At 46.5% G+C, this 24,149-nt stretch carries 26 protein-coding genes; 12 read left to right on the top strand and 14 right to left on the bottom strand.

The features are described from left to right. Positions 1–30: 30 nt before the first annotated feature. A complete protein-coding gene (locus LAY41_RS15160) occupies positions 31–417 on the bottom strand; it encodes a DUF1257 domain-containing protein (protein WP_249099239.1) in 387 nt (128 codons plus the stop codon). Between the two features lie 38 nt (positions 418–455). Beyond that, the gene (locus tag LAY41_RS15155; protein WP_249099235.1) at positions 456–665 is read right to left on the bottom strand and encodes a DUF2997 domain-containing protein; all 210 of its coding nucleotides are present in this window, start codon (positions 663–665) and stop codon (positions 456–458) included. Between the two features lie 355 nt (positions 666–1,020). Here LAY41_RS15155 and bioU point away from each other — a divergent pair, with 355 nt between their 5' ends. After that, positions 1,021–2,022: a (S)-8-amino-7-oxononanoate synthase BioU gene (gene bioU, locus LAY41_RS15150; protein WP_249099232.1), complete on the top strand. Its 1,002-nt coding sequence runs from the start codon at positions 1,021–1,023 to the stop codon at positions 2,020–2,022. 55 nt (positions 2,023–2,077) lie between these two features. Here the strand turns inward: bioU and LAY41_RS15145 are convergent, their stop codons facing one another. From LAY41_RS15145 to LAY41_RS15120, 6 genes are all read right to left on the bottom strand, one after another. Further along, entirely contained in the window at positions 2,078–2,719 is a 642-nt protein-coding gene (locus LAY41_RS15145; protein ID WP_249099230.1) for a Uma2 family endonuclease, read from the bottom strand. A gap of 145 nt (positions 2,720–2,864) precedes the next feature. After that, entirely contained in the window at positions 2,865–3,455 is a 591-nt protein-coding gene (locus LAY41_RS15140) for a hypothetical protein (RefSeq protein WP_249099227.1), read from the bottom strand. Between the two features lie 145 nt (positions 3,456–3,600). Then, positions 3,601–4,743 (bottom strand): type II secretion system F family protein, encoded by a 1,143-nt coding sequence (locus tag LAY41_RS15135; protein ID WP_476726984.1) that lies wholly within the window; start codon positions 4,741–4,743, stop codon positions 3,601–3,603. A gap of 486 nt (positions 4,744–5,229) precedes the next feature. Further along, on the bottom strand, positions 5,230–6,333 hold the full coding sequence (locus tag LAY41_RS15130) for a type IV pilus twitching motility protein PilT (protein ID WP_275974150.1): 1,104 nt from the start codon (positions 6,331–6,333) through the stop codon (positions 5,230–5,232). Positions 6,334–6,434: 101 nt separating this feature from the next. Beyond that, entirely contained in the window at positions 6,435–8,450 is a 2,016-nt protein-coding gene (locus tag LAY41_RS15125; protein WP_249099219.1) for a GspE/PulE family protein, read from the bottom strand. Between the two features lie 685 nt (positions 8,451–9,135). Next, on the bottom strand, positions 9,136–9,294 hold the full coding sequence (locus LAY41_RS15120) for a hypothetical protein (RefSeq protein WP_249099216.1): 159 nt from the start codon (positions 9,292–9,294) through the stop codon (positions 9,136–9,138). 401 nt (positions 9,295–9,695) lie between these two features. On the opposite strand from LAY41_RS15120, the gene grpE reads away from it, so the two are divergent. From grpE to LAY41_RS15080, 8 genes are all read left to right on the top strand, one after another. Next, the gene (grpE, locus tag LAY41_RS15115; protein ID WP_249099215.1) at positions 9,696–10,415 is read left to right on the top strand and encodes a nucleotide exchange factor GrpE; all 720 of its coding nucleotides are present in this window, start codon (positions 9,696–9,698) and stop codon (positions 10,413–10,415) included. An 83-nt stretch (positions 10,416–10,498) separates the two neighbouring features. Continuing rightward, positions 10,499–12,460: a molecular chaperone DnaK gene (gene dnaK, locus LAY41_RS15110; protein ID WP_249099212.1), complete on the top strand. Its 1,962-nt coding sequence runs from the start codon at positions 10,499–10,501 to the stop codon at positions 12,458–12,460. 50 nt (positions 12,461–12,510) lie between these two features. Then, on the top strand, positions 12,511–13,638 hold the full coding sequence (gene dnaJ, locus LAY41_RS15105; RefSeq protein WP_249099209.1) for a molecular chaperone DnaJ: 1,128 nt from the start codon (positions 12,511–12,513) through the stop codon (positions 13,636–13,638). A 520-nt stretch (positions 13,639–14,158) separates the two neighbouring features. After that, positions 14,159–14,410 (top strand): sulfurtransferase TusA family protein, encoded by a 252-nt coding sequence (locus LAY41_RS15100; protein WP_249099205.1) that lies wholly within the window; start codon positions 14,159–14,161, stop codon positions 14,408–14,410. Positions 14,411–14,412: 2 nt separating this feature from the next. Beyond that, a complete protein-coding gene (rsgA, locus tag LAY41_RS15095) occupies positions 14,413–15,522 on the top strand; it encodes a small ribosomal subunit biogenesis GTPase RsgA (protein WP_249099202.1) in 1,110 nt (369 codons plus the stop codon). A gap of 91 nt (positions 15,523–15,613) precedes the next feature. Beyond that, complete coding sequence (locus LAY41_RS15090) at positions 15,614–15,841, top strand: type II toxin-antitoxin system Phd/YefM family antitoxin (protein WP_249099198.1); 228 nt, start codon at positions 15,614–15,616, stop codon at positions 15,839–15,841. Positions 15,842–15,917: 76 nt separating this feature from the next. Next, the gene (locus LAY41_RS15085; protein WP_249099195.1) at positions 15,918–16,166 is read left to right on the top strand and encodes a type II toxin-antitoxin system Phd/YefM family antitoxin; all 249 of its coding nucleotides are present in this window, start codon (positions 15,918–15,920) and stop codon (positions 16,164–16,166) included. Then, on the top strand, positions 16,166–16,447 hold the full coding sequence (locus LAY41_RS15080; protein ID WP_249099192.1) for a type II toxin-antitoxin system VapC family toxin: 282 nt from the start codon (positions 16,166–16,168) through the stop codon (positions 16,445–16,447). The genes LAY41_RS15085 and LAY41_RS15080 overlap by 1 nt, the downstream gene beginning before the upstream one ends. A 199-nt stretch (positions 16,448–16,646) precedes the next feature. On the opposite strand, the gene LAY41_RS15075 is transcribed toward LAY41_RS15080, so the two are convergent. The 3 genes from LAY41_RS15075 to LAY41_RS15065 form a co-directional block, all read right to left on the bottom strand. Beyond that, complete coding sequence (locus LAY41_RS15075) at positions 16,647–17,879, bottom strand: DUF445 domain-containing protein (RefSeq protein WP_249099336.1); 1,233 nt, start codon at positions 17,877–17,879, stop codon at positions 16,647–16,649. Positions 17,880–18,140: 261 nt separating this feature from the next. After that, a complete protein-coding gene (ubiE, locus tag LAY41_RS15070; RefSeq protein ID WP_249099189.1) occupies positions 18,141–18,845 on the bottom strand; it encodes a bifunctional demethylmenaquinone methyltransferase/2-methoxy-6-polyprenyl-1,4-benzoquinol methylase UbiE in 705 nt (234 codons plus the stop codon). A gap of 224 nt (positions 18,846–19,069) precedes the next feature. Beyond that, a complete protein-coding gene (locus tag LAY41_RS15065; protein ID WP_249099186.1) occupies positions 19,070–20,014 on the bottom strand; it encodes a response regulator in 945 nt (314 codons plus the stop codon). A gap of 340 nt (positions 20,015–20,354) precedes the next feature. Between LAY41_RS15065 and LAY41_RS15060 the strand changes: the two genes are divergently transcribed. Further along, positions 20,355–21,449 carry a RuBisCO accumulation factor 1 gene (locus tag LAY41_RS15060; protein ID WP_249099183.1) on the top strand — a complete coding sequence of 365 codons (1,095 nt, stop codon included), beginning with the start codon at positions 20,355–20,357 and terminating at the stop codon, positions 21,447–21,449. Between the two features lie 95 nt (positions 21,450–21,544). Here the strand turns inward: LAY41_RS15060 and LAY41_RS15055 are convergent, their stop codons facing one another. From LAY41_RS15055 to LAY41_RS15045, 3 genes are all read right to left on the bottom strand, one after another. After that, complete coding sequence (locus LAY41_RS15055) at positions 21,545–21,769, bottom strand: hypothetical protein (protein WP_249099180.1); 225 nt, start codon at positions 21,767–21,769, stop codon at positions 21,545–21,547. Between the two features lie 16 nt (positions 21,770–21,785). Next, positions 21,786–21,938, bottom strand: a complete 153-nt coding sequence (locus LAY41_RS15050; RefSeq protein ID WP_249099177.1) for a hypothetical protein — start codon at positions 21,936–21,938, stop codon at positions 21,786–21,788. 102 nt (positions 21,939–22,040) lie between these two features. Beyond that, a complete protein-coding gene (locus LAY41_RS15045) occupies positions 22,041–22,244 on the bottom strand; it encodes a hypothetical protein (RefSeq protein ID WP_249099174.1) in 204 nt (67 codons plus the stop codon). Between the two features lie 362 nt (positions 22,245–22,606). On the opposite strand from LAY41_RS15045, the gene LAY41_RS15040 reads away from it, so the two are divergent. Further along, positions 22,607–22,795 carry a hypothetical protein gene (locus LAY41_RS15040; RefSeq protein WP_249099171.1) on the top strand — a complete coding sequence of 63 codons (189 nt, stop codon included), beginning with the start codon at positions 22,607–22,609 and terminating at the stop codon, positions 22,793–22,795. Between the two features lie 129 nt (positions 22,796–22,924). Beyond that, positions 22,925–23,899 carry a DUF1822 family protein gene (locus tag LAY41_RS15035; protein WP_249099168.1) on the top strand — a complete coding sequence of 325 codons (975 nt, stop codon included), beginning with the start codon at positions 22,925–22,927 and terminating at the stop codon, positions 23,897–23,899. Positions 23,900–24,149: the final 250 nt, after the last annotated feature.

The raw sequence follows: 24,149 nt of genomic DNA, 5'->3' as shown, positions 1-24,149 counted from the left end.
CATTTGCTGGTAAGCCCGAAAAGTCGGACATCAGTTCCTCCAGCGTTGCACTACCAATCGGATCGAACCATCTTCATTTTGTTGTTGTTCAGCAACTTGGAAACCTTGCTTAGCGGTTTCCTTCATGACAGTCTGGAAAGCATAACGCTGAGTCACCTTGCTCAGGAACCTATCCACAGACGACGCTTGCTGCCAAAACTGCAAGTCCGCAACTAATTCGTACTCATTACCGTTCCAGCTAAAACCGATGTCGTAACCGTTGTTTTGCTCGATCGCAATTTCGGCATTAACAGCTTGACCCCGATAGCCCCGCACCGGGCAAGGGCCTTCTTTCCAGTCAATCCCTAAATCTGTCAAAGCAGCTTGCAGAGAGGCAAGATTACGGATCTGAGTTTTGATTTGGCTAAAGTGTGACATATTATCCTCTGGTGACTAAATTGTAGATTGATAAAAAATTACCACTCGCTAAAAGTGGCTTGCGCTGTCGCTGTTGCAGGCTGTTGCAGCACAGCCGCGAAATATTCCGAGGTCTGCTCTTGGCTGAGTACCTGCCCGAGCTGAGCTTCAATAGCAGCAGTCACCTCAGCACACGAGTAGCCAACAATGCCAGTAACTTTTTCTTTTACCCGACCATCGGGATAAATTACAAACTCTAGTGTCTCCATGCTCTTAACTGAACCCGAAAGACTTTTTGACCTGGGCGATCTCGTAGCAGGCTCTAGCCTTCGCAAGAAGGCGATTCTGCATCAAGATCCTAACTAGCTTCTCTTTAATTCACTTTACCCATTGGCGCTAAAATGAATCAAAACTTAACACAACTTATTAATTAAGCGATTAAGTCCTCAATTATTTGTCAGTTTCCCTTAACTTGCCACAGCCGTCAAGATACCTGGGGGGATAAAATCCGGTGGTCGCAAGCTGGTGTTTGTCGTGGATTACCAGGGTTTCGCCTCAGTTCGGTGTTTCAGGGCGGAAATAACCCTGGATAATTAAAGATTGTCTTAATTAAGGTCAGGCGCTATGAGTGCAGAGCAAGTCAGAAGTCCGATTCGCGTGGGAGTGCTGGGTTTTGGCGGTTTGGGACAAGCGGCCAGCAGAGTACTCGCGCCCAAAGGAGAAATGATCTGGGTGGCGGCAGCAGATCGAGAAGGCTATGCTTATGTCAGTGAGGGGTTAAATCCCAATGTCTGTATTGCAGCTTACCAATCTCATGGTTCTCTGGGATATGTAGAACCAGGAGGTACTTTAAGCGATCGCAGTATTCACGATTTAATCAAACAAGCATCTGTAGATGGCTATTTCTTAGCCTTGCCCAACCTGCCAAATACTTTTATCACTTCTGTAGTGAGTCAGTTTATTGAATCTGGTTGGCAAGGAGTATTGGTCGATGCCATAAAACGCACCAGTGCCGTCGAGCAGCTTCTCGGATTAAAACAGGCGCTTGCAGCTGCTGGAATTACTTACATGACAGGTTGTGGAGCCACGCCGGGACTGTTAACGGCAGCAGCTGCCCTAGCAGCCCAGAGTTACGCAGAAATTCACAGCGTCAAAATTACTTTTGGTGTCGGAATTGCCAACTGGGAGGCTTACCGCTCTACCATCCGCGAGGATATTGCCCATCTACCCGGTTATAGCGTCGAAAGAGCAAGATCGATGACAGATAAGGAAGTGGAAGCACTGCTCGATCGCACAAATGGTATACTGACACTGGAAAATATGGAACACGCCGACGATCTGATCTTAGAACTGGCGGGAATTTGCTCTAGCAGCTGCGTACAAGTAGGCGGCGTAGTCGATACCCGCAATCCCAAAAAGCCCCTCAGCACTAACGTCCAGGTCACAGGTCGCACCTTTGAAGGCAAAATTTCAACCCATACCTTCACCCTGGGAGACGAAACCAGCATGGCAGCAAATGTATGCGGCCCAGCATTTGGTTATCTCAAAGCAGGCATAGCTTTGCATCGACGCGGCATTTACGGTTTGTTTACAGCCGCAGAAATTATGCCCCAGTTCGTGAAATAGAGACTAGAGCGTCGGGGCTAGGGACTAGGGGAAGAGGGGTCGAGCGGGAAGTTCCCTAGTGCGTGTTTTCAAACCCCTCGATCCCCCCGGCTCGAAAAATCTGTTCGACTGTCAAGTTCAACTCTGGAAAAGCCAGCGACTCAACCCTCTCGCTTTCCCTAAACTGTTTGACCTGATACTCTTCGTCTACCAGTTGATAAACTGAGAGGGTGGGTTGTTTGGGATTGCCGATAAACTTGCGGCCACCCAAACCGAGGTAGTCCACAATCCAGTATTCGGAGATGCCCATTTCCTCATAGTCGGAAGCTTTCAAAAAATAATCATCCCGCCAGTTCGTGCTGACGACCTCTACAGCCAATCGCACCGATGCCCCCATCGTGATGATAGATTCTTTCTTCCAACGCGATTCGTTTAAGAGCGCGGTTCGGTCTAGGACAATTACATCTGGCTTATAACCTGATTCGTTACGAGCGGGTTTAAGTAGGCAATCACCGGGGATGGAGTAAGGCAATTGCAGTCGTCTGATTTCAAAATTGATTTCACCGGAGATGAAACCTGTAATGTCGGAATGGTCGCCAGTTCCTAAAGACATTTCCACAATTACTCCGTTGTGTAGTTCGTAACTGGGGACAGAGTTCTCTGGATACCAGGCCACGAACTCATCAAACGTGACTGTTTTGGGTATGGCTTGGAGCATTGATGTTTTCCTTATCCATACTGTGCGTATGCTTGACCGCCACAAGGAGATCCCCCTAAATCCCCCTTTTTAAGGGGGACTTCGATCCCAAAAGTCAAAAAAAAGAGTAGATTTTTCAATTCTTTCTTTTGACTTTTGACTTTTGCTACGCTGGTGGACTTTCGGTAGACAAGGTGGATGGGATTTCTTCCTCGTCGATAACGGAGTCTAGAGTTTGAACTACAAAAGGTAGATATGCTCCAGCTAATCCCCGTTTAATCCTTTCCGGCGTCTGGGCAAAAACAACAAACAGGGGATGGATGTTTTCCGCCTCCTCGTTCAGCACGTGCTTGTAGCGGGGGGGCATCACCCACTCATAGCTTTTGTGAAGGTACACCTGCGTTTGTCGCCAGCGACTGAGCAAATCGGAAAAATCTTCCTGCGGGCGATGGATGAACACCATAATTTCCACCCCTGTTTTAATTTTCCATTCGGGGTCGCACATTAAAATGGCTACATCACAGGGCAAACAAACAGCCTCTTTGGTAGCAGTAATAACACCACTATTCTTTGCCGATGATACTGTCTGGTTAAGTAGCACAATTGGCAAAGGAATGGTAATAACGCTTTGATCCGGTCGTCGCAGACTGGGGATCAGCTCTAGATAGGGACGGTGCTGCTTCAGAAGCGCGATCGCTCCCATCTGGTTGCTGTACTCTGCTAGTAGTGCTTCGTAGTGAGATGGTTTAACAGACATTATCCTGAAGAAGGGGCTAGGAAAGTCAAAAGTCACTCATTCAAAAGTCAAAAGAAAAAAAGGTTTCACTTTTTTAAACTCAACCCACAGAGAGATTAACTAAATTTATCTCCTTAAGTGTTAGAGAACCAAAAATTTTTCATTCTTAGCCGATACCGTCCATCACTTTGAACATGGGGAGATACATCGAGAGCAAAATCATCCCTACCATTCCGGCGATACCGACCATCATTAGCGGTTCCAGCATACTGGTAAGACCTTTCACCGCTTGTTCTACTTCATCTTCATAAAAATCCGCCAGTTTCAGCAGCATTTTGTCAAGTTCTCCCGTTTCTTCACCAATGCTCATCATTTGAATAGCCAAGGTGGGGAAAACATTCGCTTTTTGCAAAGCAATACTGATCATACCGCCCTCTTGCACTTCTGTTCGAGCTGCCTCAATAGCATTACCAATGACCACATTACCAGCGGTATCTCTCACAATTTCCATCGATGTGAGCATCGGCACCCCAGAGCGGGTCAACATCCCAAAAATACGGCAAAAGCGAGCCACCGCCGTTGTTCTAATCAGCTCTCCGACGATCGGCAACTTCAACATCATGCTATCTATTTGCAGGCAACCAGCCGGAGTTTTGTAGTACTGCTTATAGGCAAAGATAGCGCCAATTATGCCAGCGATACCAAAAAATATGTTGAAATTTCTTTCTCCCTCCGGCAGGGTCGGTCCGCGCAAAAATTTACTGATGCCCAGCATGAATTGGGTAAGTAGAGGCAATTCCAGGCCAAGATCCACGAATATCTTGGCAAAGATTGGTAAGAGAAAAGTTGTCATCGCGATAAAGATCACGACGGCTAAACCACCCACCATTTTCGGGTAAGCCGATGCTGACTTGATCTGGTTTTGAAGTCGAGCCGAATCTTCTAGAATTTTCGCAACCCGGTTGAGTACTTCATCAAGAACACCACCAATTTCTCCAGAGTCCACCATTGAGGTATAGAGATTGTCAAAGCAGTTCGGATGTTTACGCATCGCTTCTGCGAGGCTGACGCCCTCATTCACATCAGCACTAATTTTCATCAAAGCTTTTTTGAGCTTGGGATTGGTGCATTGATCGCTCAACACGCCGAGGCATCTGACCATCGGTACGCCTGCATTAAACATGGCCGCGAATTGGCGGGAAAACATCGCCATTTCCTTGACCGTGATCTTGGCAAACATACTCGCAAAATCAGGCATTTCAAAGCCTTTAGATTCCTTAAGGTCTTGAAATGCAAGACCTTTCTTCATCAGCTTCTCCCTAGCTTCAGCCAAGGAGTTTGCTTCGACCTTCTCAGTTTTTTTAGAATCCCGAACTGTGGCAACGTAAGTAGGCATAATTCATACCAAAGATTAAAAGCTGTTTTTTTATACCAAGTTGCAGCCGTGTTGCGTAATTTTGTTTGTTGTTTGTGGTTAGTGGTTCATTGATATGAACCACTAACCATAAATCCTAAGAATTACGATTTATAACCGTGCTGGTTGGTATTAGTCGTTGTAACTGAGTGATAGAGTCAGGACTTACTAACTAACCAAGTTTTGCCCCCCTTTGCCCCTTGCCCCTTGCCCCCAAATCTGGGGGCCTCCCTCCTCATTCCCCCCAGATTTGGGGGGCTAGGGGGGAGAAAAGCGTAAGTCCTAAGAGTGCAGGCAAGAACGATTGTCGTAGAGGAGGTTTTATAGTAATTAGGCTAGAAAGAATGCAGGCATTTTTTTTTACTGCCTGCATTGTGTTGCCTAGTGCGCTGCTACTTTTTGCCCCGGGCCTCCAATTGCTGCCGGTCCAATCAGGCGTTGCAATTCATCAGGTTTAGAAGATTTTGACATGGCTGAATCGTAAGAAATCTTGCCCTCTTTATATGCCGCCGCAAGTGCCATTTCCATTGTCAGCATACCCAATTTACCGCCTGTTTGGATAGCCGAGTAAATTTGAGAAGTTTTTCCTTCTCGGATCAGGTTAGAAATACCTGCAGTCACCACCATAATTTCCTGAACGCAAACCCGACCGCCGCCAATTTTGGGCACCAAGTTTTGAGAGCAAACTGCTACCAAAGAGTTAGACAGCTGCGATCGAACTTGGGGTTGTTGAATCGGGGGGAATACGTCTAGCATCCGGTCTATTGTCGCCGACGCTGAGTTGGTGTGCAGCGTACCAAAAACCATGTGGCCTGTTTCTGCTGCTGAAATTGCCAGTCCGATCGTCTCCAGGTCGCGCATTTCCCCTACCAGGATAACGTCAGGGTCTTGACGCAGTGCCCCTTTGAGGGCGTTGGCAAAGCTCTTGGTGTCTTCGCCTTTTTGCCGTTGGTGAATCAGGCTTTTGATATTAGGGAAAACATATTCGATCGGATCTTCCACTGTGAGAATGTGTTCGCCCCGCGTCCGGTTGATCAAATCGATCAGAGCCGCCATTGTGGTGGTTTTTCCAGAACCAGTTTGACCCGTCACTAACAACATTCCCCTAGGCCGTTCTGTCAGTTCCCGCAGTATCATTGGCGTTCCCAGCTTATCGGCATCGGGAATTTTAGAAGACAACGCTCGCAAGCAAGAAGCCCAGCAACCGCGTTCGCGGTAAACGTTGACGCGGAAACGAGCTAATCCCTTAACTCCATAGGCACAGTCTAACTCCCAGTTTTGCTCCAAGTCTTTGCGCTGACCGTTATTCAACATACTGAATATCAGTCGCTGACAGTCGTCCGAATTCAGAACTTCGCCGAATTGGGTCTGAGGTGTGAGTTTCCCACTGATCCGGAAAAAGATAGGCGATCCTGCTTGGATGTGCATATCTGAGCCGCCTTGCTCGATCAGGGACTCCATTACGTCTTCAATCATCATATCCATCGAGCTGTCTCCTTTAACGTATTTGTCAGTGTGTTAGTTGTTAGCGGTCATCGGTCATTAGTCATTCGCCACAGATTCTCCACAAATGACAAGCGTGACTATTACTCATCAACAAAGCGGGGTGTCAGACAGTAGGGACACTCCAGCCATTCTGGTTGCGCTTCGGCACTGCAAACGCGACAAGTCAGAGAACTCTTGCGTTTTGCTTTCAATTCTGCTTCTAGACCCTTGTCGGTAAAAGTTACCCGCTCAACTTCTTCAAAGGTGGTAGCACCCAGGCGCACGAGGTTTAAGCTATAAGCTAGCAATGTCACCATCCCTTCTTCCACCGCTGCTTCTTTAATCCGCTCGGTGGGAGCGCCTTGGCTGATTAAGTTTTGCAGTCGTTCTGTTACCTTCAGAACTTCATAAACACCGCAACGGCCTTTGTAGCCCCCCCCATTGCATTTAGGACATATCGTGTCAGCTTCAATTGCGGCCTTTCTTTGGTCTGCTGTTAAAGTATTGGCTTTGTAGAAACTGACTTCCAGTTCGCGGGCAGCGGACAGACCAAATTTGGCGAGTTCTTCCGGGGTTGGGGTGTAGTTAATGCGGCATTCCGAACAAACGCGCCGCATCAAGCGTTGAGCGCAGACACCTAGCAAGGCACCGGACACCATGAAGGGTTCAACGCCCATTTCATCTAACCGCGCGATCGCACCAGCAGCGTCGTTGGTGTGCAGCGTGGTCAACACCAAGTGACCCGTTAACGCCGCTTCAATCGCCGTTTTTGCCGTTTCTTTATCTCGCGTTTCACCCACCAGAATCACATCCGGATCTTGCCGCAAGAACGCCCGCAGCAGATTGGAAAAGTCCAGACCTTTTTCCCGAATCACCTGACACTGAGTAATGCCGCCCAATGCGTACTCAATAGGGTCTTCAGCCGTACTGATATTCACCCCAGGATCGTTGCGTTCTGCCAAAATTGAGTACAAGGTGGTTGACTTACCAGAACCCGTTGGCCCTGTCACCAAAATCAGTCCGAACGGACGGCTAGCCATTTCTCTAACCATTGCTAGCGCATCTGGATCGCTAATTAATTTATCCAAACCCAGCTGGGTGGACGAGTTATCCAAAATCCGCAATACGATCTTCTCGCCATAGCGGGAAGGCAGACAGTTGACCCGGAAGTCCACCGTGCGTCCCTGAAAGACCCGGCGAATCCGACCATCTTGAGCTTGACGGCGTTCCGCCACGTCCATATTGGCAATAATTTTGAAACGAGAGGTAATCGCTGGGATGACTTTTTTAGGCAGGGGTGGAAAAGGTTCTTGCAGAACCCCATCTTTACGCATCCGAATCCGCAGAAATTCTTCTTGAGGTTCCACATGGATGTCCGAAACCCCCTCGGTCAAAGCTTTTGCCAAGATTTTGTTGACCGTTTTGACAACCGGAGCTGACTCGGCTTCCCCCAAAGCCGCATCCAAGTCCATATCCTCATCTAGAGGCGCATCATCAATATCGGCGTTCTCGAATTCCCCATCGTCGAGATTGAGTTTTTTGTCGCGGTCTTCAGCAGCACGTTTGGCTAGCTTTTGAGCCTGTTCGTCCAAGTACTGAGTGATTAGCTGCTCGTAGTCTTCGCGCGTAATCACCATACGCTGTAACCCAAGACCTTGAGGCCGCAGGATACGGTTAAGATCGTCGAGTGCTTCTAGGTCGTCGGGATTGACCATCGCCACCAAAACACTAGGCGGAGTCGTTTCGTGCTTGGATAGGGGTACTAAACGATAGCGACGACAGATATCAATGGGAATCAGGGTGTCAATCAGTTCGCCGAGATGATTGGCCTGAACTTGAGTAATTTCCGGATCGAGGCATTCAACGCCGAAAAGGATTTTTAGTTCAAATAGCTGTTGTTTTTTGTACTGGCGCAGTAAATCTGCTGGCAGCTGTCGTCCTGTGATCGACTCTAGTACTTCTGTCAGCGGTCTGCCTGACTGGCGACTTTCAATCATCGCCTTTTTCATATCGTCTGGATTAATATAGCCAGACTGAATTAGCTTGTTGCCGAAGGGTGAGAAATTTAGGGCAATCAGGCTGGTGCTGCGTCGCGGGGATGATGAGGAGTTAGTCATATCCGATCGGTGAAGCTCTCCTTATAAAGTATTCCCAAAAATCTTTGGCAAAATTGCACAGATAAAAATATCTGGCGCTGAATGGGGGTGAGCAGACTTTTTTTGTTTAGTACCCGTCCTGGGCAGCAGGCTCTACAAAAATTCGAGCGGGCAACCCGCCCGCTCTGCGGAATCCGAGAAATTTTTTACTTTGTATTCTAGTTGACACTCCTCGCGAAGACGCGACGAGGATTCTTTAAAAGGAGATATCCATTGTTGGACATTGCTCGTACCACAACTTCCAGAATCGTAGTTACTCGAATTCCAGTGTCATGCAATGCGCGGTGCCAATCGCGGCTACTCTCTCCGCCATTTCTGGCATTGAGGCTACTTTTAATATGCTTGCTTCACTCGCTTAAAGTCCTTGCTCGTGAGGGCTGAGTCTAGAGTGCATTGCACCAAACAGACCATTTCGGACTGTCGTCTTTTAACTAGATGTCCCACCACTGGGTGTCTCACCCACCTTTAAGGTCTTTGTGGCTAACTTAATTGTAATCTTACCCCACAAAATGCAAAGCCGTGCTAGAAGCACGGGGTTTCCAACCCAATTTTCTGATGATAGCTTTTACAGAATTGGCATCCACCCTCACCACACCGCAAGCGATTGCGTCGTTAATTTGTTGGTGAACTCTGCCAATCTTCTGGTTTATTTTCTGGGCTGGATTTCGGTTTGTGGAAGAGAACGGATGAATTCTCGCAGAACGTCGCTTTGAGAGCGTTGGGTTTGCTGGCAGTAGTATCGAAGTCTTTGCTTCTCTTCCCCAGTTGCTTGAAAGTTAATCCAAACACCGTTTTTGCGTGGCATTGTATCGCTCTGATAACTACTAAGTTGCTACTACGATTTTAGCCAGAGCGGTAACGTTTCTGAACGTTACCGCTCTGGCTGCACTGGCTTGGGCCCAATTGCAGGCGGGGAGAATCTAGCAAAAATATGAGATGACCATCACTTTCAAGGCTATTTAGCGTAAAATTTAAGCTTAGGGAATCAAGGAATCCATAGGCTTACGCTCCCTTTAGGAGGATGGCGCAAGCTATCTTAACTATCGGTCAGCGGTTAAAAAGCGGTGCCGAATTGGGCAAACAAATATTTGTACAGGCTATCCAGCGCCTCACACAGATAAAGTAAAGTAAAAGGGGGAGCTAGCGCAAAAATTACACAAACTGGGTCGCTCTCGCTAGCAGTCTCTTAACCGGGATAAATATAAGATGATTGACGAAGTTAAGCAGACAGGTAAAACTGAAAACCTAACTCAGGACGCTCCTGAGGAAATCGCCAGGGATACAGCCGAGATGGACTTCCAGGCAGAATCCGGTTTCTTTTCTGAGGAAGCCGGTGTTGACGAAAATTCCCAAGCAGATGTAGAAGCGGAGGCGGATACTTCTGTTCGGGAGGAAATGGAAGCTGAAATAGCGGCGCTGGAGCAGGAAGTTGAAACACAGAAAGCTCAGCTGGACGATCGCACAAACCAATATATGCGGATTGCGGCTGACTTTGAAAACTTCCGCAAGCGGACGCAGAAAGAAAAGGAAGAGTTGGAACTGCAGATAAAATGCGCCACAATTACTGAATTACTGGCAGTGGTCGATAATTTTGAACGGGCGCAGTCGCAGATTAAGACTCAAACCGAACAGGAGAAAAACATTCACAAGAGCTATCAGAGCGTTTACAAACTATTGGTAAGCAGCCTGAAACGCCTTGGGGTATCTCCGATGCGTCCGAAGGGGAAAGAGTTTGACCCCAACCTTCACGAAGCTGTGGGAACAGAACAAACAGATGAATATCCAGAAGGAACCGTGACTGAGGAGTTGATGCCCGGTTATTACCTGGGAGAGCGAGTCCTGCGTCACGCTATGGTTAAAGTTGCTGCTGCTCCTGAACCCGTGGTAACCTCAGAGGAAAGTCAGCCGACCTCATCGGAAAGTTGATTGGTACTGACGATTTGAGATTTTAGAGAAAATCCAAAATTCAAAAACCATCAACAAAAGCATCCACCACACTGCCGCGATCTATGGGAAAAGTCATTGGCATCGACCTGGGCACCACGAATAGTTGTGTCGCCTTTCTAGAAGGCGGGCAACCCGTGGTGATCCCCAACTCGGAAGGAGGGCGAACGACGCCCAGCATAGTGGGATTTGGCAAAGCGGACGAACGCTTGGTCGGTCAGCTGGCGAAGCGGCAAGCAGTAATGAATGCTGAAAATACAATTTACAGCATCAAACGCTTTATAGGCCGACGCTGGGAGGACACGGAAATGGAGCGATCGCAAGTTCCCTACACCGGCGTCAGAGGCAAAGACGATACCGTCGATGTCAAAGTTCGGGGGAAAAATTATACCCCTCAAGAAATCTCAGCCATGATCCTGCAAAAACTCAAGCAGGATGCGGAAAACTTCTTGGGGGAACCCGTCGATCAAGCCGTGATTACGGTGCCTGCCTACTTCACAGATGCCCAAAGGCAGGCTACCAAAGATGCCGGTACGATCGCAGGACTGGAAGTGCTGCGAATCATCAACGAACCCACAGCAGCAGCTCTTTCCTACGGCTTGGACAAACAGCACGAAGACAACCGGGTACTGGTGTTTGACCTTGGCGGCGGCACTTTCGACGTTTCCATTTTGCAGCTGGGTGACGGCGTTTTTGAAGTCAGGGCTACTTCTGGCAACAACCACTTGGGTGGCGATGACTTTGACAATTGCCTAGTGCGCTGGATGATCGAGAACTTTAAAAAAACAGAGGGCATCGATCTATCACCGGATAAAATGGCCCTCCAGCGCCTGCGGGAAGCCGCAGAAAAAGCCAAAATAGAACTCTCCAGCACGACCAACACCTCAATTAACTTGCCGTTTATTACAGCAGATGAGACAGGGCCAAAGCATCTGGAAATGTCGCTCTCCAGGGCAAAATTTGAAGAACTGGTAGGTCATCTGGTAGAAAGTACCATCGAACCGATGAAGCAGGCTCTGAAAGACTGCAATATGACGCCGGATGACATCGACAGGATTATTCTGGTGGGCGGTTCTACCCGGACACCAGCAGTACAAGATGCGCTGCGTCAGTTCTTTGGGGGGAAAACGCCCGATCGCTCAGTCAATCCCGATGAAGCTGTGGCCCTGGGAGCGGCAATTCAAGCTGGCGTACTTGGTGGTGAAGTTAAGGACTTGCTGCTACTGGATGTGACGCCGCTGTCACTGGGGATTGAAACCTTGGGAGAGGTATTCACGAAAATTATCGAGCGCAACACGACTATTCCTACCAGCAAGTCTCAAGTGTTTTCAACGGCCACAGACGGACAAACATCGGTAGAAATCCACGTCCTGCAAGGTGAGCGGGCAATGGCTCGCGATAACAAAAGTCTTGGCAAATTCCTGCTCGCTGGCGTTCCTCCAGCGCCTCGCGGCGTGCCGCAAATTGAGGTAACTTTTGAGATAGATGTCAATGGTATTCTCAAAGTTGCGGCTCAAGATAAAGGCACGGGTCGAGAGCAGAGCATCAGGATTACCAATACTGGTGGCTTGAGCGCCGGTGAAGTGGAACGGATGCGGCTGGACGCTGAAGTGTACGCAGAGGAAGACCGCAAGCGCAAGCAAGTCGTCGAAGTCAAAAATCAGGCAGATAGCCTATTTTATAGTTATGACACGACGCTCAAAGAAAACAGTCAATTTATCAGTGAGGAACTAAAAACGCAGGCTCGACAAAAGGCGGTAGAACTGCGAGCCGCAGTAGCAGACCCCACGATCGGCCTAGACGAGATGAGGCAACAGATTGATGATTTCCAACAAATGCTGTTTGTCATTGGTGCGGAAGTGTACAAGCAAGCTAACCAGCATCAAGATGAGTATGACGAATCTTATCGGGCCTCAACACCAGAGTCTAGGGACGATCTAGAAACTAGGTCTGAAGGAGACGAAGATTTCGATTTTAATTTTGAAGACGAGAATACGGTCAGTGCGGATTACGAGGCCGTTGAATAATTGGGCTCAAGATCTCTGTTAATTTAAAATTCTTCTGCAAAGCGCTCTTTATGGCCGACTACTATGAAATTCTCGGTGTTTCTCGCAACTCCGATAAAGAAGAAATCAAGCGAGCTTACCGTCGCCTAGCTCGGAAGTACCACCCTGATGTGAATAAAGAACCAGGGGCTGAAGAGCGCTTTAAAGAAATTAACCGTGCCTACGAAGTGCTTTCAGAGCCTGAAATGCGTACACGCTACGATCGCTTTGGCGAAGCAGGCGTAACAAGTGCTGGCGCTGCTGGCTATCAAGACTTCGGCGATATGAGTGGCTTCGCCGACATTTTTGAAAGCTTCTTCAGCGGTTTTGCTGGCGGACAGGGCACTCGGACTGGGCGCAGGCCCGGAAGCCCCACCCGTGGGGACGATCTGCGGCTCGATCTGAAGCTGGAATTCCGCGAAGCTGTCTTTGGCGGCGAGAAGGAAATCCGCATCAGCCATCTGGAAACCTGCGAAGTATGCAGCGGAACGGGCGCTAAACCGGGTACTAGACCTCGAACCTGCTCAACTTGTAGCGGTTCGGGTCAAGTCCGTCGCGTGACGAGGACTCCCTTTGGTAGCTTTACGCAGGTTTCAGTCTGTCCGAACTGTAATGGCACCGGACAGATGATTGAAGATAAGTGCGAATCCTGTGACGGCAAGGGTCAAAAGCAGGTCACCAAGAAGCTTAAAATTACTATTCCAGCGGGGGTTGATGATGGCACCCGCCTGAGAGTAGCTAATGAAGGCGATGCCGGTCAGCGGAGTGGCCCGTCTGGGGATCTGTATGTGTACTTGTTTGTTAATGAAGATGCAGAGTTCCAGCGAGATGGGATCAATATTCTGTCTCAAATCCAGATCAGCTACTTGCAGGCAATTTTGGGCTGTAGAATTGAGGTAAATACGGTCGATGGGCCAGAGGAATTAATAATTCCTCCCGGAACTCAGCCAAATACAGTTCTGAAGTTGGAAAATCGGGGCGTACCCAAGCTGGGGAATCCGGTGAGTCGGGGCGATCATATGATTACGATCAGCATTGAAATTCCCAATCGCATTACGACTGAGGAGCGGGAACTTTTGGAAAAATTGGCTAAAATTAGGGGCGATCGCATTGGTAAAGGCGGTATAGAAGGATTTTTTGGAAATATATTCAACAAGTAAACAACCCACCGCGTGTTTCGGAGTACCGATTATAGCGGAGGCTTTAAAAAGCCCTAGTTTACCAGACTCAGGTAGAAATACCTACGTTAGTGGTAAGTGTTTAAGTTCTTACCTACAGATGCGTAGCTAGTCTGTAGCTCTAAAACTCTTAAGTTAAACAGCCATTTGGGAGGCAGTGCTTTTGAGAAGCGTACCGATCGCTAAGATTGTCTAAGCTAACTTTACCGGAGAAATCCGAGGGGGAGCAATCCCCACCAACTAAACGCCCCACCGAGGCGGGTCAATAAGAGAACAATGTCGGTAGCTTCTATCCTGTGATGCCAGCAGGTATGCCAAGGAGTTTAACCACTTTTGAGGCGCAACGGTTTCCTGCGCAACCCAAAAAAATAGTTATGCAACTTTTACCCTGCCCTCCTTTTCCTTTTCGGTTGCGTTGCGGGGGTTCCCCCTGTTGTAGCACCCCGCGTCTCACCGCCAAACTGAGTACAGTTTTGGTGGGAGTCGACCAGGAGGAAGAAAGATGAGTAATCCTGCCCTATTAACTCCCGACGCGCAGCTCGATCTGCGCGGCACTCCTTGCCCTATTAATTTTGTACGTACCAAACTCCGCCTGGAGCAAATGTCTCAAGGCTCTTTGTTGGAAGTATGGTTAGATCCGGGCGAGCCGATCGAGCAAGTCCCGGATAGCTTAGTGATGGAAGGTTATCAGCTAGAACAAGTTGAAGACCGAAATGGCTTTTTTGCCATTTTAGTACGGCGACCTCTAGATTAAGCATGAGTTCAGCAAGAGCAGAACAGAATGCCAGAGAATCGACTTCACCGTTGCTAGGAACTGTACTGGCTGTACAGGCAAATTTCTATCGGGTGCGATTAGATACGCAAGAAACTAATCAAATTAAGTGTCTTGACGTAGATAAACCATTGGAATTGCTCTGTACCCGCCGGATGCGCCTGAAAAAAATCGGGGTAGGAGTGATGGTGGGCGATCGCGTTGCGATCGAAGAACCGGACTGGGCCGGAGGCAGAGGTGCGATCGCAGAAGTTCTACCCCGCGAAACCGAACTAGACCGTCCGCCGATCGCCAATGCCAATCAAATTTTACTGGTTTTCGCCCTCGCAGACCCTCCTTTAGACCCATACCAACTGACTCGCTTTCTGATTAAAGCAGAGTCTACAGACTTAGATATCTGCTTATGCCTAAATAAAAGCGATTTGGTGACAGGTGCGGAACTTTCCGAATGGCGCGATCGCTTCACTTCCTGGGGCTACCAACCCGTATTTATCAGCGTCCTGGGTAGCATTGGATTAGAAGAATTGAGAGATAGGCTAAATAATAAAATTAGCGTTCTGGCTGGGCTTTCTGGTGTTGGCAAGTCTAGTATTATAAACTATTTCATTCCAAATGTCAATTTGCGCGTCGCAGAAGTTTCCGGCAAACTCAGCCGAGGGCGTCACACCACCCGGCACGTCGAACTGTTTGAATTACCCAGTGGTGGTTTGCTAGCCGATACCCCAGGCTTCAACCAGCCGGATTTGGATTGTGGGGGGGAGGAGTTAGCACTTTATTTCCCAGAGATACAACAGCGCTTAGAAGCTCTTCGCTGTCAGTTTAGCGATTGCTCGCATCGGGATGAGCCCAATTGTATCGTGCGGGGAGATTGGGAAAGATATCAGTATTATTTGGATTTGTTAGAAGAAGCGATTTCTTATCAAGAGCAATTCAATGAACAATCCGATGCCGATGCAAGCATGAAGTTGAAAAGTAAAGGCAAAGGGCAGAGTAAATATGAACCCAGATTAGAAGCTAAAAAATATCGCCGGACTTCTCGGAAAACTCAGCATCAGGACTTGCAGGAATTATATAAGGAAGATACGGATATTTGATGGCAAATTTAAAATTTTATAATTCCAAATATATTTGGAATTGACGATTTTAAATCTCAAATCAGAAATTAGTTGTTAATATGTATAAATCATGCTGGAAATAAGTTTAACTGAGGCATCTAAAGATTGGCAATCCTTAATTGAAGGGGCGATTAAAGGCGAAGAGATTTTGATTGCGAAAGACAATAAACCTGTAGTTAAATTAGTTCCATTGTCGCCATTTGAACAGAGTCGTAAAGCAGGAAGTGCTAAAGGGATGGTGACAATATCCGATGATTTTGACGAGCCGATCGCAGATTTCGAGGACTATCTGCAATGAGGATGCTGTAGGAGATTTTCTGGGTTTGATGCCGATCGTAAGTTGGATCGAGAGACAGATTTTGATGTTAGAATGAATGATTAACAAAGAGGTGACAGCCATGCAGCAAATAAATTTGGCTGAGGCATTAAAAGATATGCCTTCCTTAATCGAAGCGGCGATTCAAGGCGAAGAAATTGTGATTACGAAAGACGAGCGACCTGTGGTAAAATTGATACCAGTGTCGCCCGATAAGAAACGACTACAGTTTGGTAGTGCTAAAGATTTGATTACAATATCTGATGATTTTGATGAGCCAATAGCAGATTTCAAGGATTATATGTGATGAGGCTGCTACTAGACACTCATAGTTTTATTTGGTTTTTTGTGGGCAATCCAAAACTCAGCACCGTAGTACGATCGCTAATTGAGGATGAGGATAACGAGAAACTGCTCAGTATAGCTAGTATTTGGGAAATGGCGATTAAGCATTCTCAGGGTAAGTTGAGTTTTGGTTTGCCTTTTGATGTATTCATAGAGCAACAACTCAGTTTTGAGAAGCTGAATTTGTTAAATATCAATTTAGAACATATTTCTGCTGTTGCTACACTGCCTTTACATCATTGAGATCCATTCGATCGGCTAATAACTGCACAGGCTATGGTTGAACAGATACCAATCCTGAGTGCTGATTCGGCCTTTGATGCTTATCCGATTCAGAGGTTGTGGTGAGTAGAAAATGATGAATTTAGATTACTGCAAAATCCAAAATCTAAAATCCAAAATCCAAAATCGGTTGTGGTGAGTAGAAAATGATGAATTTAGATTACTGCTGCAACAGCAATATCACCAGCTGGATCGACCCCACCACAAAACCTAAAATTCCTCCTAAATTAACGATCGCTTGCAACTCGCTTTTAACAATTCCCTCTATTGCCGCCTCTAAATCCTTGGGCGAAGTTGCCCTCACCCGCTCAATAATCACCTGATCGATATTCAAAATTGGAATTACTTGCTGCACAATTTTTTCTAAATCTTGCTCCAGATAGCGTTCCAAAATCAAAGCCATTTCCTTGCTGATGACTTCCAACGAAGTATTCACAACAGCCGAATTTCGCAGGCGTTTCAGGACTAAAGAAGCAGTTTCTTCCCAGTTGATAGAACCGCTAAATCCCTGAAGCAATTCAGCGCCGCGATTTTGAATATAAGAGCGAATACTTTCCCGCATCGTCTTACGCAACTGCCGCACCGTCGAAACAGGCAAATTCTGTAAAGATAGGTTTTGCAGCCATTGCTTCAGCCGTTCTTTAATCGCTAAAGATTGGATTAATTCCTTTAAACGAGCATTACTTTCCTCTTTCTCATCCAAGCAATAAGTACGCAGGCGAGTTAGAGTATTTTTCAAACCGAATAGATTTGCCACCACCCAATAAGTGCCGCTGCTTTTCTCCCGAAAACCTTCATCAATCACCTGAATATTGCGATCGGTAAGAAAATCAATCAAAGCCATCCGCAAAACATCCGGGGGTAGCACCACTTGTACCAGCCAATCTGCTAACTGACTGGCTTGCTGTTCGGTTAGCTGGAACTCCAACAAAACCTGGTCAAAAATTTGGTTGATCTGAACTTCCAGAAAATCGTCACGACGCGCTAAAACCTTAAGCAGGCGCGGTAAAGATTCACCCACCAAATCCTGGAGAATCCCAGCTAAAACCTTGGCAGTTCTCTGTTCCTTATCGGCTTGAAGTTGATCCAGCCCCAGCCTTAGCAGCCAGAGAATTCCGGCTTGAACGCGCTCAGTTTCCAGCAGCTTTCGCGCCAGGTTTTGCAACTCTTCTGGTGTCAGCAGCGACCCCATGATGGTGTCAGAAATCCGCTTCGCCAGTCGCTCTTGGTTAGCGGGAATCAAACCGGGTGTAAACGGGATCTGCCGCTTACCGATGTATATAGCTCGGTAGGGACGAAATAGCATTTTAATGGCTATGTCGTTAGTAAAATAGCCAATAACTGCACCTAGTACCGGAGGGCTAATGTAAAGCCAGATGTTAGATAGATTCAACTTAGAACTAAGAACGTGAATTAAATTAGTTGGTGGAAATAAAGCTCTATCCACAGAGGGTTGCGGAATAGGCAAACTAGACTAAAGACAGTTACTCCTTTCCCGCTCTCAAGAATATTTATAAAGCCGCAGAGGGGCAGAGGGGCAGAGGAGCAGAGGAGCAGAGGGGAAAAAGAATGATAGATAATCTTCTGGCCCGAAGGGAGTAAGTCTAAAGTCTAATGTTAGTGTTTTGGGTTTTTTAGATGTACTTCTTTAATTCTATTTGGCGATCGCTAAAACACCCATCATCCCACCGGCAATCTGATAGTGCGTAGCGGTGGCAAAACCGGCTTGACGAGCCAGCTGTACCTGTTCTGGCCCGATCGGAAATTTGTCTAAGCTGGGGCTAATGTAGGCATATTCTTCAGTTAAGCCGAAATGCTTGGCGGTTGAAACTACGATGTTGTCCAGATACCACTGCTGAAAACTGCGTAAGGCGGGATTGCTGGGGCGATGGAAGTCTAGAATGGCGGCTTTGGCACCGGGTTTGAGGACGCGATGTAATTCGTGGAGACAGCGGGGAATATCGGTGACGTTGCGAAGTCCGTAACCCATTGTGGCGCAGTCGAAGTGGTTGTCGGGAAAGGGCAGATTGAGGGCGTCTGCTTCTACCCAGGTGACAGGAGGAGCTGGATAATGGTTTTGCATTCGCGCCAAGGCTCGCGCCAACTGCTGGGGTGAAAAATCCACCCCAAATACTTTCCCAGCAGTTCCTACCTGACGCGCCAGCATTAGGGCGAGGTCTCCACTGCCGCAGCATAAGTCTAAGCAAGTATCTCCTGGGCCTGCATTGCTCCACTTGATCGCCATCTGCTTCCATACGCGATGCTGGGCGAGGCTCAATCGATCGTTGAACGAGTCGTAAACCGGGGCAATGCGGTCAAAGATGGCGCGAATTTCAGTGGCACGACTATCTAGGGTCATCAGATTTTAGATTTTAGATTTTAGATTTTAGATTGATTTAGGGAATAAATGTTTATCAAAGAAGTTCTTGAAATAAACATCAAATTATAGCATAGATTAATAAAAAGGGGATGCTAAACAATTTATTTGTTTGTGGAAATTCATCCCCACCTTGTAGAAGGATGAGGATGAATTGTAACATTTAGTTAAAAATCCGCGATTTCAAACCTAAAATTGTTTGCTGCTTAAGCAGCGCGGGTACTTAAGAGAGCTAAGGCAATTTGTTGGGCTGATAGATGGATTAGTTTGATTTCATCTTCTCGCAGTTGGAAAGGGCGTTTCCATTGGAGAGACAGAACGGCTAGGACTTCGGAACGGTGGGTTATGGGGATGATTAAATGGGCCTGAACTCCAGAGGCTGGGTAGTGTTCGAGCGCAGATAAGTTTGTATCGGCTGGCACATTCACAGATACCCGCATTTCCTTAGTGGCGATCGCATCAAGAGCCAGCGGATCTTGGGCCAGCCAATTTGACATTGGGGTATCAGCACTGTAGATCCCTTGGGGCGAATTTAAAGAATTGTTTTGCACCAGTTGCAAAATACAGCCATCTGCCTGGAAATTTTCGCCAAAAGCGTTTGCAATTGGCTCCAGACAATCTTCTACGGTATAAGCTACTTGGGCAACCTGCACTACCGCCAAAAGCAAAGCCGTTTGGGCTTGAGCCCGACGCAATTCTTCCGTTCGTTGCTTGAGAACTTCATAAGTCTCTGTCGCCCTTTGTACCACCGCCTTTAGTTCATTGGGGTCCCAAGGCTTGGTGATGTATTTATACACCTGCCCAGAATTAATAGCGTCTACGAGATCTTCTATATCAGTAAATCCCGTCAAGATAATTCGTACCGTGTCGGGAAATTGGGGCACGGTTTTGCTGAGGAACTCGGTTCCCTTCATTTCAGGCATCCGCTGGTCAGAGATAATCACAGCAACTTCGCCCTCAACTGCCAGCACCTCCAAGGCATGAACACCGCTTTCTGCCTTGAGGACGTTAAAATCTCGCCGGAAGGTACGAAAGAGCAGATCCAAGTTATCTGGCTCATCGTCTACTACCAGCATCTTGGGCTTCTTCCGTCGTTCTAAGCTCATAAGTTGACGCCGGATGCTCTCAAGCTCTGGGATGACATTATCCATACTATCTGAATAAACTGATACATTTACGCTAATCAAAGCCGATCGACGAGAGCGATGCCGTGATCTCTAACGACACTGGCGGTATCCCGCAAAGTCCTTGCAGTCAATTGGCTGCCTGAATCCTAACAATTATCGTTATTCACACAGCAGATAAGAAAACTGGAATTCTTTTTTTAGTAAACTCCGCGTCTACCATAATCAGGTTTTCAGGTTAAAGAAAATTATTACCGCAATGGCGCTAAATTTGAAAAAGACGGGTGCAATCCCAGTCGATCGCTTCTCTTGAAGCCAAAAGTGGCGTTCTAGCAAATAATCGTCTAATTTTTTCCTCCTCCCAACTATGACCGATATAAGACCAGATGCTTCTAACCCTGACCCGCAGCCAACGGATGTGACCGCTGAGGTTGAAGATTTACTGCGTAGTCTCCGGCGCAAAGAAGGCACCTGGGTTTACTGGGGACAGGCTTGCCAAAAATTGCAAAAAGCAGGATGTAACCCGCAAAAGATTTTTCAGGAGACTGGGTTTGAACCCGTTCAGCAGAATCAAGTCATCGTCGCTTCCCAAGTTTACACCAGTCTGGTGAATGCGGTCGTATCAGATGAGGTGCTTGAGCATTTCCAACAAACTGGCAGCGATACCCTGTACGAATTTCGCATTCTCACTCAGCCACAACGCGCTGCTGCCGCCACCTTCGTGTTGGAACACAAGCTGGACTCCCTTGCGGCTAAGGACTTGGCTAAAGCCATTAAAGAGTTATCCTGGCTGCGTAACCTGCCATCTGGGTTTACGGATCATCCCGGCGACGCCCTTGCTTATCAGTACTGGAAATATGCCCGCGAACAATCAGACTTGCAAGAGCGATCGCGTTTGATTGCCAGCGGGTTAAAATTTGTTCGCAGCGACAGTGCTAGGCAGATGATCGAAAAACTGCTCACCGATTTTACCTTAGTATCCCGTCGTCCAGCGCCCCAGTTGCCCATTTATCGACTGGAAGTTGAGGAAGAGTTGCCCCGCATCCTGCCTTTAGTGGGGAAACTACCCCTGAGTGCCGAAGACGTAAAAGCTGTCCCCTTTCTTGAGGACACTGGGCCTTTTCGGGTTGTCAAGTTTTCTGGAGAGGGCGCGTGGGTTCCCGTTCCCGGCTGGAAAGTTATCTTGAGTGCAGAAGATCCGATCGCGATTCTATGGAATAGTAATGACCTTCCCTACCAGAAAAATAACTTGGGAGAAGAAGTTCTGGCGATCGTAGATAGAGCCGCAAGACTTTGGGAAGATAATAGCTATTTTATTCTTGAGCGAGAAGGACTGTTACAAATGCAATGGTTTGAAGAATCTCCCCCAGAATCCCTACTTGGGCGAGTTCTCCTCATCCTGCGTCCAAAGAAAATTCTGGACGAAAATCTCACCAAAGACCCTTGGCAAATTGATGAATAGGTAGTGATTAGTCAATCGGAGAATTGCAGGAAAGCGCTGCCGATTTAATTCGGCAGCCTTTCATTAGTCCGCTGACCAAATTAAATTAGTGACAATTAATCACTCACTAACCACCAAATAAATGCTCCAACAGCGACTACTGCAACTACTGGGGCAATTGCAACTGATGTTGCTGTCCCTGCTGCTGTAGCGACAGTAGTGATACCAATACCACCAGTAGTAGTAGCAATACCAGTGGCAGTTGTACCAGTAACGGTGGCTAATTTAGCGGCGACTAATGCACCACTTGCGGCGGTAGTGGCTAAACCATTATTGTTCATAATTGAATGACTCCTTTTAAGCTGAGGGTAATAAGGCGATCGCAATTAAAGCAAATACGCCGAAGAGAATTCCTAAGAAAAACCATAAGGTTTGATCTCGATATTTCTTTTCGGCAATAATTGCACAACAAACACCGCAACAAATCCAGACTCCAACCAAAAATTCCATAAGATGATTCCCCATCAAATAACTAAAGTTTAGGGAAACTAGGAAACCAGATATTTATGGTTCCTAGCTATCCTCAAAACAATTCGGGCAGGGTGACGCTTTTTAGGAAAATAAATTCACAAAAAAGCCGATTAACTGCACTACTGGGTTATCATCATCGTCATCATCATCACCCCAGTTATGATTGGAGTCATGGTGAGGGGGATGAGGGTGAGCATGATTCGTGTGTTCGTGAAACGGAAAATGTTCAGACTTTTCACGTTCCATAAATTCCCGGAATTTATGCGGTTCAAATTCGTGAGCCATTTCCTTTTTGAGCCTCCTAAATTTTTGGACATTTCAATCGTATGCCAAGAATTTTTTTTGTGTAATTGAACGGAGGAATTTACATTAAACCTTCAATTTATAAGGATTCCAAGCTTTTTTTGAGATTCAAGTTGAATGCAACACCCTGAATTCAAGCTGAATGCAACTTGAATCTTCTAAATTTAGCTCAAGCGGTTGATGGGGTGAATTGACAAGGCTTACAAGTATTTGTGAAAAATCAAGTTGAATTCAATTAACACAGATATGGAAATTTACTAAATTAGAGTTGTGAAGCAAAAAGGTTATTCATCCTTTAAGTTTTTCACTAATCTCTAATTTCTTTAAACAGCGAGGAAAAAAGTATGTCTGACATCCATACAAGTCCAGAAGCCCAAGCTTACCAAGCAGCTTTTTCTATGCCGACTAATCTTGGTGCTATGATTGGGACTGCTATTGGTGGCCCTATTGGTGGCACTGTTGGAGGCGTATTGGGAGCCGTAGTAGGCTTATCTATGGTTTGGCACATTGCCTCTAGCAATTCACATGGTTAATCTGATAATTTGAGATTACCAGATTCGATCGTGAGGGTGTATTACCTCATTTTGGATAATATGAGGTAATACACTCTTATAGGTGTCTCACCTGCTGTCAAAACAAAAAGTTAAAGGACTTTTATCGCTATGCCTAAGTTTGCTGAAGGGAATTGGCCTGAGTTTACTAAAGCTTTCAGGGATTTTTACACATCAAAAAACTTCAAGTCAGCTTTTGAATTAGCTCAATATAGTGGTCTTGAAGATAATCATATTAGTAGAATTGCGAACAAGCCTATTTTGAAACCAACTGAAAAAATCATTGCGAAATTAGCTGAAGCCTTTGCTGAGAAAAATAAAACTAATAGCGAGGAGGAGAAAAGAGAAATTAGACAGTTCTTTCAAGAATGGCTAGAGAAAAAATCATATAAGAAAAACCCATCTTCTAAAATTCAATCTTGGGAATTGAAGCTTATCGAAGTAGAAATAAATGATTTGTCAGAATTTCAAAATAAAATTTTACCTGATATCATGGCAAAACTTGAAAATGTGGGTAAGGGTATGATTATTGTTAAATACGTTAAACCGGGCAGTATTATTATAGGTTTACAAAGTTCGGATGAATACTATCAGAGAATTAGAGACTGTTATCAAAGGGGAGAATTAAGTGAATTGTTGGGTTTTACAGTTTCCGATTTACAAATACAGCCAAGTTTAACGCAATGGTTTGAAGGAATATTTGCATCGGGATGGCAAGCTGTGGAAGAATTGCTTACTCCGCAACAATTACGTCCGGCAGTGTGGAGCGATCGCACCAAACGTGCTAAACTTTTTAACCTTAGAGTAGACTTAATTAGTCATGTCGTTATCTTGGTCATTAACCTGACCAGAGGAAGCGAAAATAATGTATCTGTTTGGATGCAAGTTTATCCCAGTGGCGAAGATAATTATTTGCCAGCAAATCTCAAATTGATTGTGTTATCTGAAGGCGAAGTTTTTGAGGAGGTGACTGCTAGAAGTGCTGATATATTGATGCAATGTCAATTTGATGCTAACCCAGGTGATGAATTTAGGATTAAATTAGCTTTAGGAGAGGCTAGCGTTACGGAAGATTTTGTGGTATAATTTCAGCAAATTTATTTAAGATATTTGACTTCGCTTCCAGCCCGCCTGGGAATCAATTCCCAGGCTCATAGCCCAAGTCGGTTTTAACCGACTAATTTCCGGCTTTTTTAGTCCGTTTTAACGGACTTTCGCTATTAGCCTGCGATTTGAATCGCAGGCGGGCTGACTTTCGCTATTAGCCTGCGATTTGAATCGCAGGCAGGCTGGTGGGCTATACCTGATGGGCTGGTGGGCTATCAATAACGGGCTG

The sequence above is a fragment of the Argonema galeatum A003/A1 genome (genome assembly GCF_023333595.1).
Classification (GTDB): Bacteria; Cyanobacteriota; Cyanobacteriia; order Cyanobacteriales; family Aerosakkonemataceae; genus Argonema; species Argonema galeatum.
The sequence above is the reverse complement of the archived record's forward strand: the minus strand, read 5'-3'. Positions and strand labels throughout refer to the sequence as shown.

Bases quoted from the DNA above. Each gene is read 5' to 3' on its own strand.
- LAY41_RS15160 (WP_249099239.1), bottom strand. From the start codon at position 417: ATGTCACACTTTAGCCAAATCAAAACTCAGATCCGTAATCTTGCCTCT.
- LAY41_RS15155 (WP_249099235.1), bottom strand. From the start codon at position 665: ATGGAGACACTAGAGTTTGTAATTTATCCCGATGGTCGGGTAAAAGAA.
- bioU (WP_249099232.1), top strand. From the start codon at position 1,021: ATGAGTGCAGAGCAAGTCAGAAGTCCGATTCGCGTGGGAGTGCTGGGT.
- LAY41_RS15145 (WP_249099230.1), bottom strand. From the start codon at position 2,719: ATGCTCCAAGCCATACCCAAAACAGTCACGTTTGATGAGTTCGTGGCC.
- LAY41_RS15140 (WP_249099227.1), bottom strand. From the start codon at position 3,455: ATGTCTGTTAAACCATCTCACTACGAAGCACTACTAGCAGAGTACAGC.
- LAY41_RS15135 (WP_476726984.1), bottom strand. From the start codon at position 4,743: ATGAAGAAAGGTCTTGCATTTCAAGACCTTAAGGAATCTAAAGGCTTT.
- LAY41_RS15130 (WP_275974150.1), bottom strand. From the start codon at position 6,333: ATGGATATGATGATTGAAGACGTAATGGAGTCCCTGATCGAGCAAGGC.
- LAY41_RS15125 (WP_249099219.1), bottom strand. From the start codon at position 8,450: ATGACTAACTCCTCATCATCCCCGCGACGCAGCACCAGCCTGATTGCC.
- LAY41_RS15120 (WP_249099216.1), bottom strand. From the start codon at position 9,294: ATGCCACGCAAAAACGGTGTTTGGATTAACTTTCAAGCAACTGGGGAA.
- grpE (WP_249099215.1), top strand. From the start codon at position 9,696: ATGATTGACGAAGTTAAGCAGACAGGTAAAACTGAAAACCTAACTCAG.
- dnaK (WP_249099212.1), top strand. From the start codon at position 10,499: ATGGGAAAAGTCATTGGCATCGACCTGGGCACCACGAATAGTTGTGTC.
- dnaJ (WP_249099209.1), top strand. From the start codon at position 12,511: ATGGCCGACTACTATGAAATTCTCGGTGTTTCTCGCAACTCCGATAAA.
- LAY41_RS15100 (WP_249099205.1), top strand. From the start codon at position 14,159: ATGAGTAATCCTGCCCTATTAACTCCCGACGCGCAGCTCGATCTGCGC.
- rsgA (WP_249099202.1), top strand. From the start codon at position 14,413: ATGAGTTCAGCAAGAGCAGAACAGAATGCCAGAGAATCGACTTCACCG.
- LAY41_RS15090 (WP_249099198.1), top strand. From the start codon at position 15,614: ATGCTGGAAATAAGTTTAACTGAGGCATCTAAAGATTGGCAATCCTTA.
- LAY41_RS15085 (WP_249099195.1), top strand. From the start codon at position 15,918: ATGATTAACAAAGAGGTGACAGCCATGCAGCAAATAAATTTGGCTGAG.
- LAY41_RS15080 (WP_249099192.1), top strand. From the start codon at position 16,166: ATGAGGCTGCTACTAGACACTCATAGTTTTATTTGGTTTTTTGTGGGC.
- ubiE (WP_249099189.1), bottom strand. From the start codon at position 18,845: ATGACCCTAGATAGTCGTGCCACTGAAATTCGCGCCATCTTTGACCGC.
- LAY41_RS15065 (WP_249099186.1), bottom strand. From the start codon at position 20,014: ATGGATAATGTCATCCCAGAGCTTGAGAGCATCCGGCGTCAACTTATG.
- LAY41_RS15060 (WP_249099183.1), top strand. From the start codon at position 20,355: ATGACCGATATAAGACCAGATGCTTCTAACCCTGACCCGCAGCCAACG.
- LAY41_RS15055 (WP_249099180.1), bottom strand. From the start codon at position 21,769: ATGAACAATAATGGTTTAGCCACTACCGCCGCAAGTGGTGCATTAGTC.
- LAY41_RS15050 (WP_249099177.1), bottom strand. From the start codon at position 21,938: ATGGAATTTTTGGTTGGAGTCTGGATTTGTTGCGGTGTTTGTTGTGCA.
- LAY41_RS15045 (WP_249099174.1), bottom strand. From the start codon at position 22,244: ATGGCTCACGAATTTGAACCGCATAAATTCCGGGAATTTATGGAACGT.
- LAY41_RS15040 (WP_249099171.1), top strand. From the start codon at position 22,607: ATGTCTGACATCCATACAAGTCCAGAAGCCCAAGCTTACCAAGCAGCT.
- LAY41_RS15035 (WP_249099168.1), top strand. From the start codon at position 22,925: ATGCCTAAGTTTGCTGAAGGGAATTGGCCTGAGTTTACTAAAGCTTTC.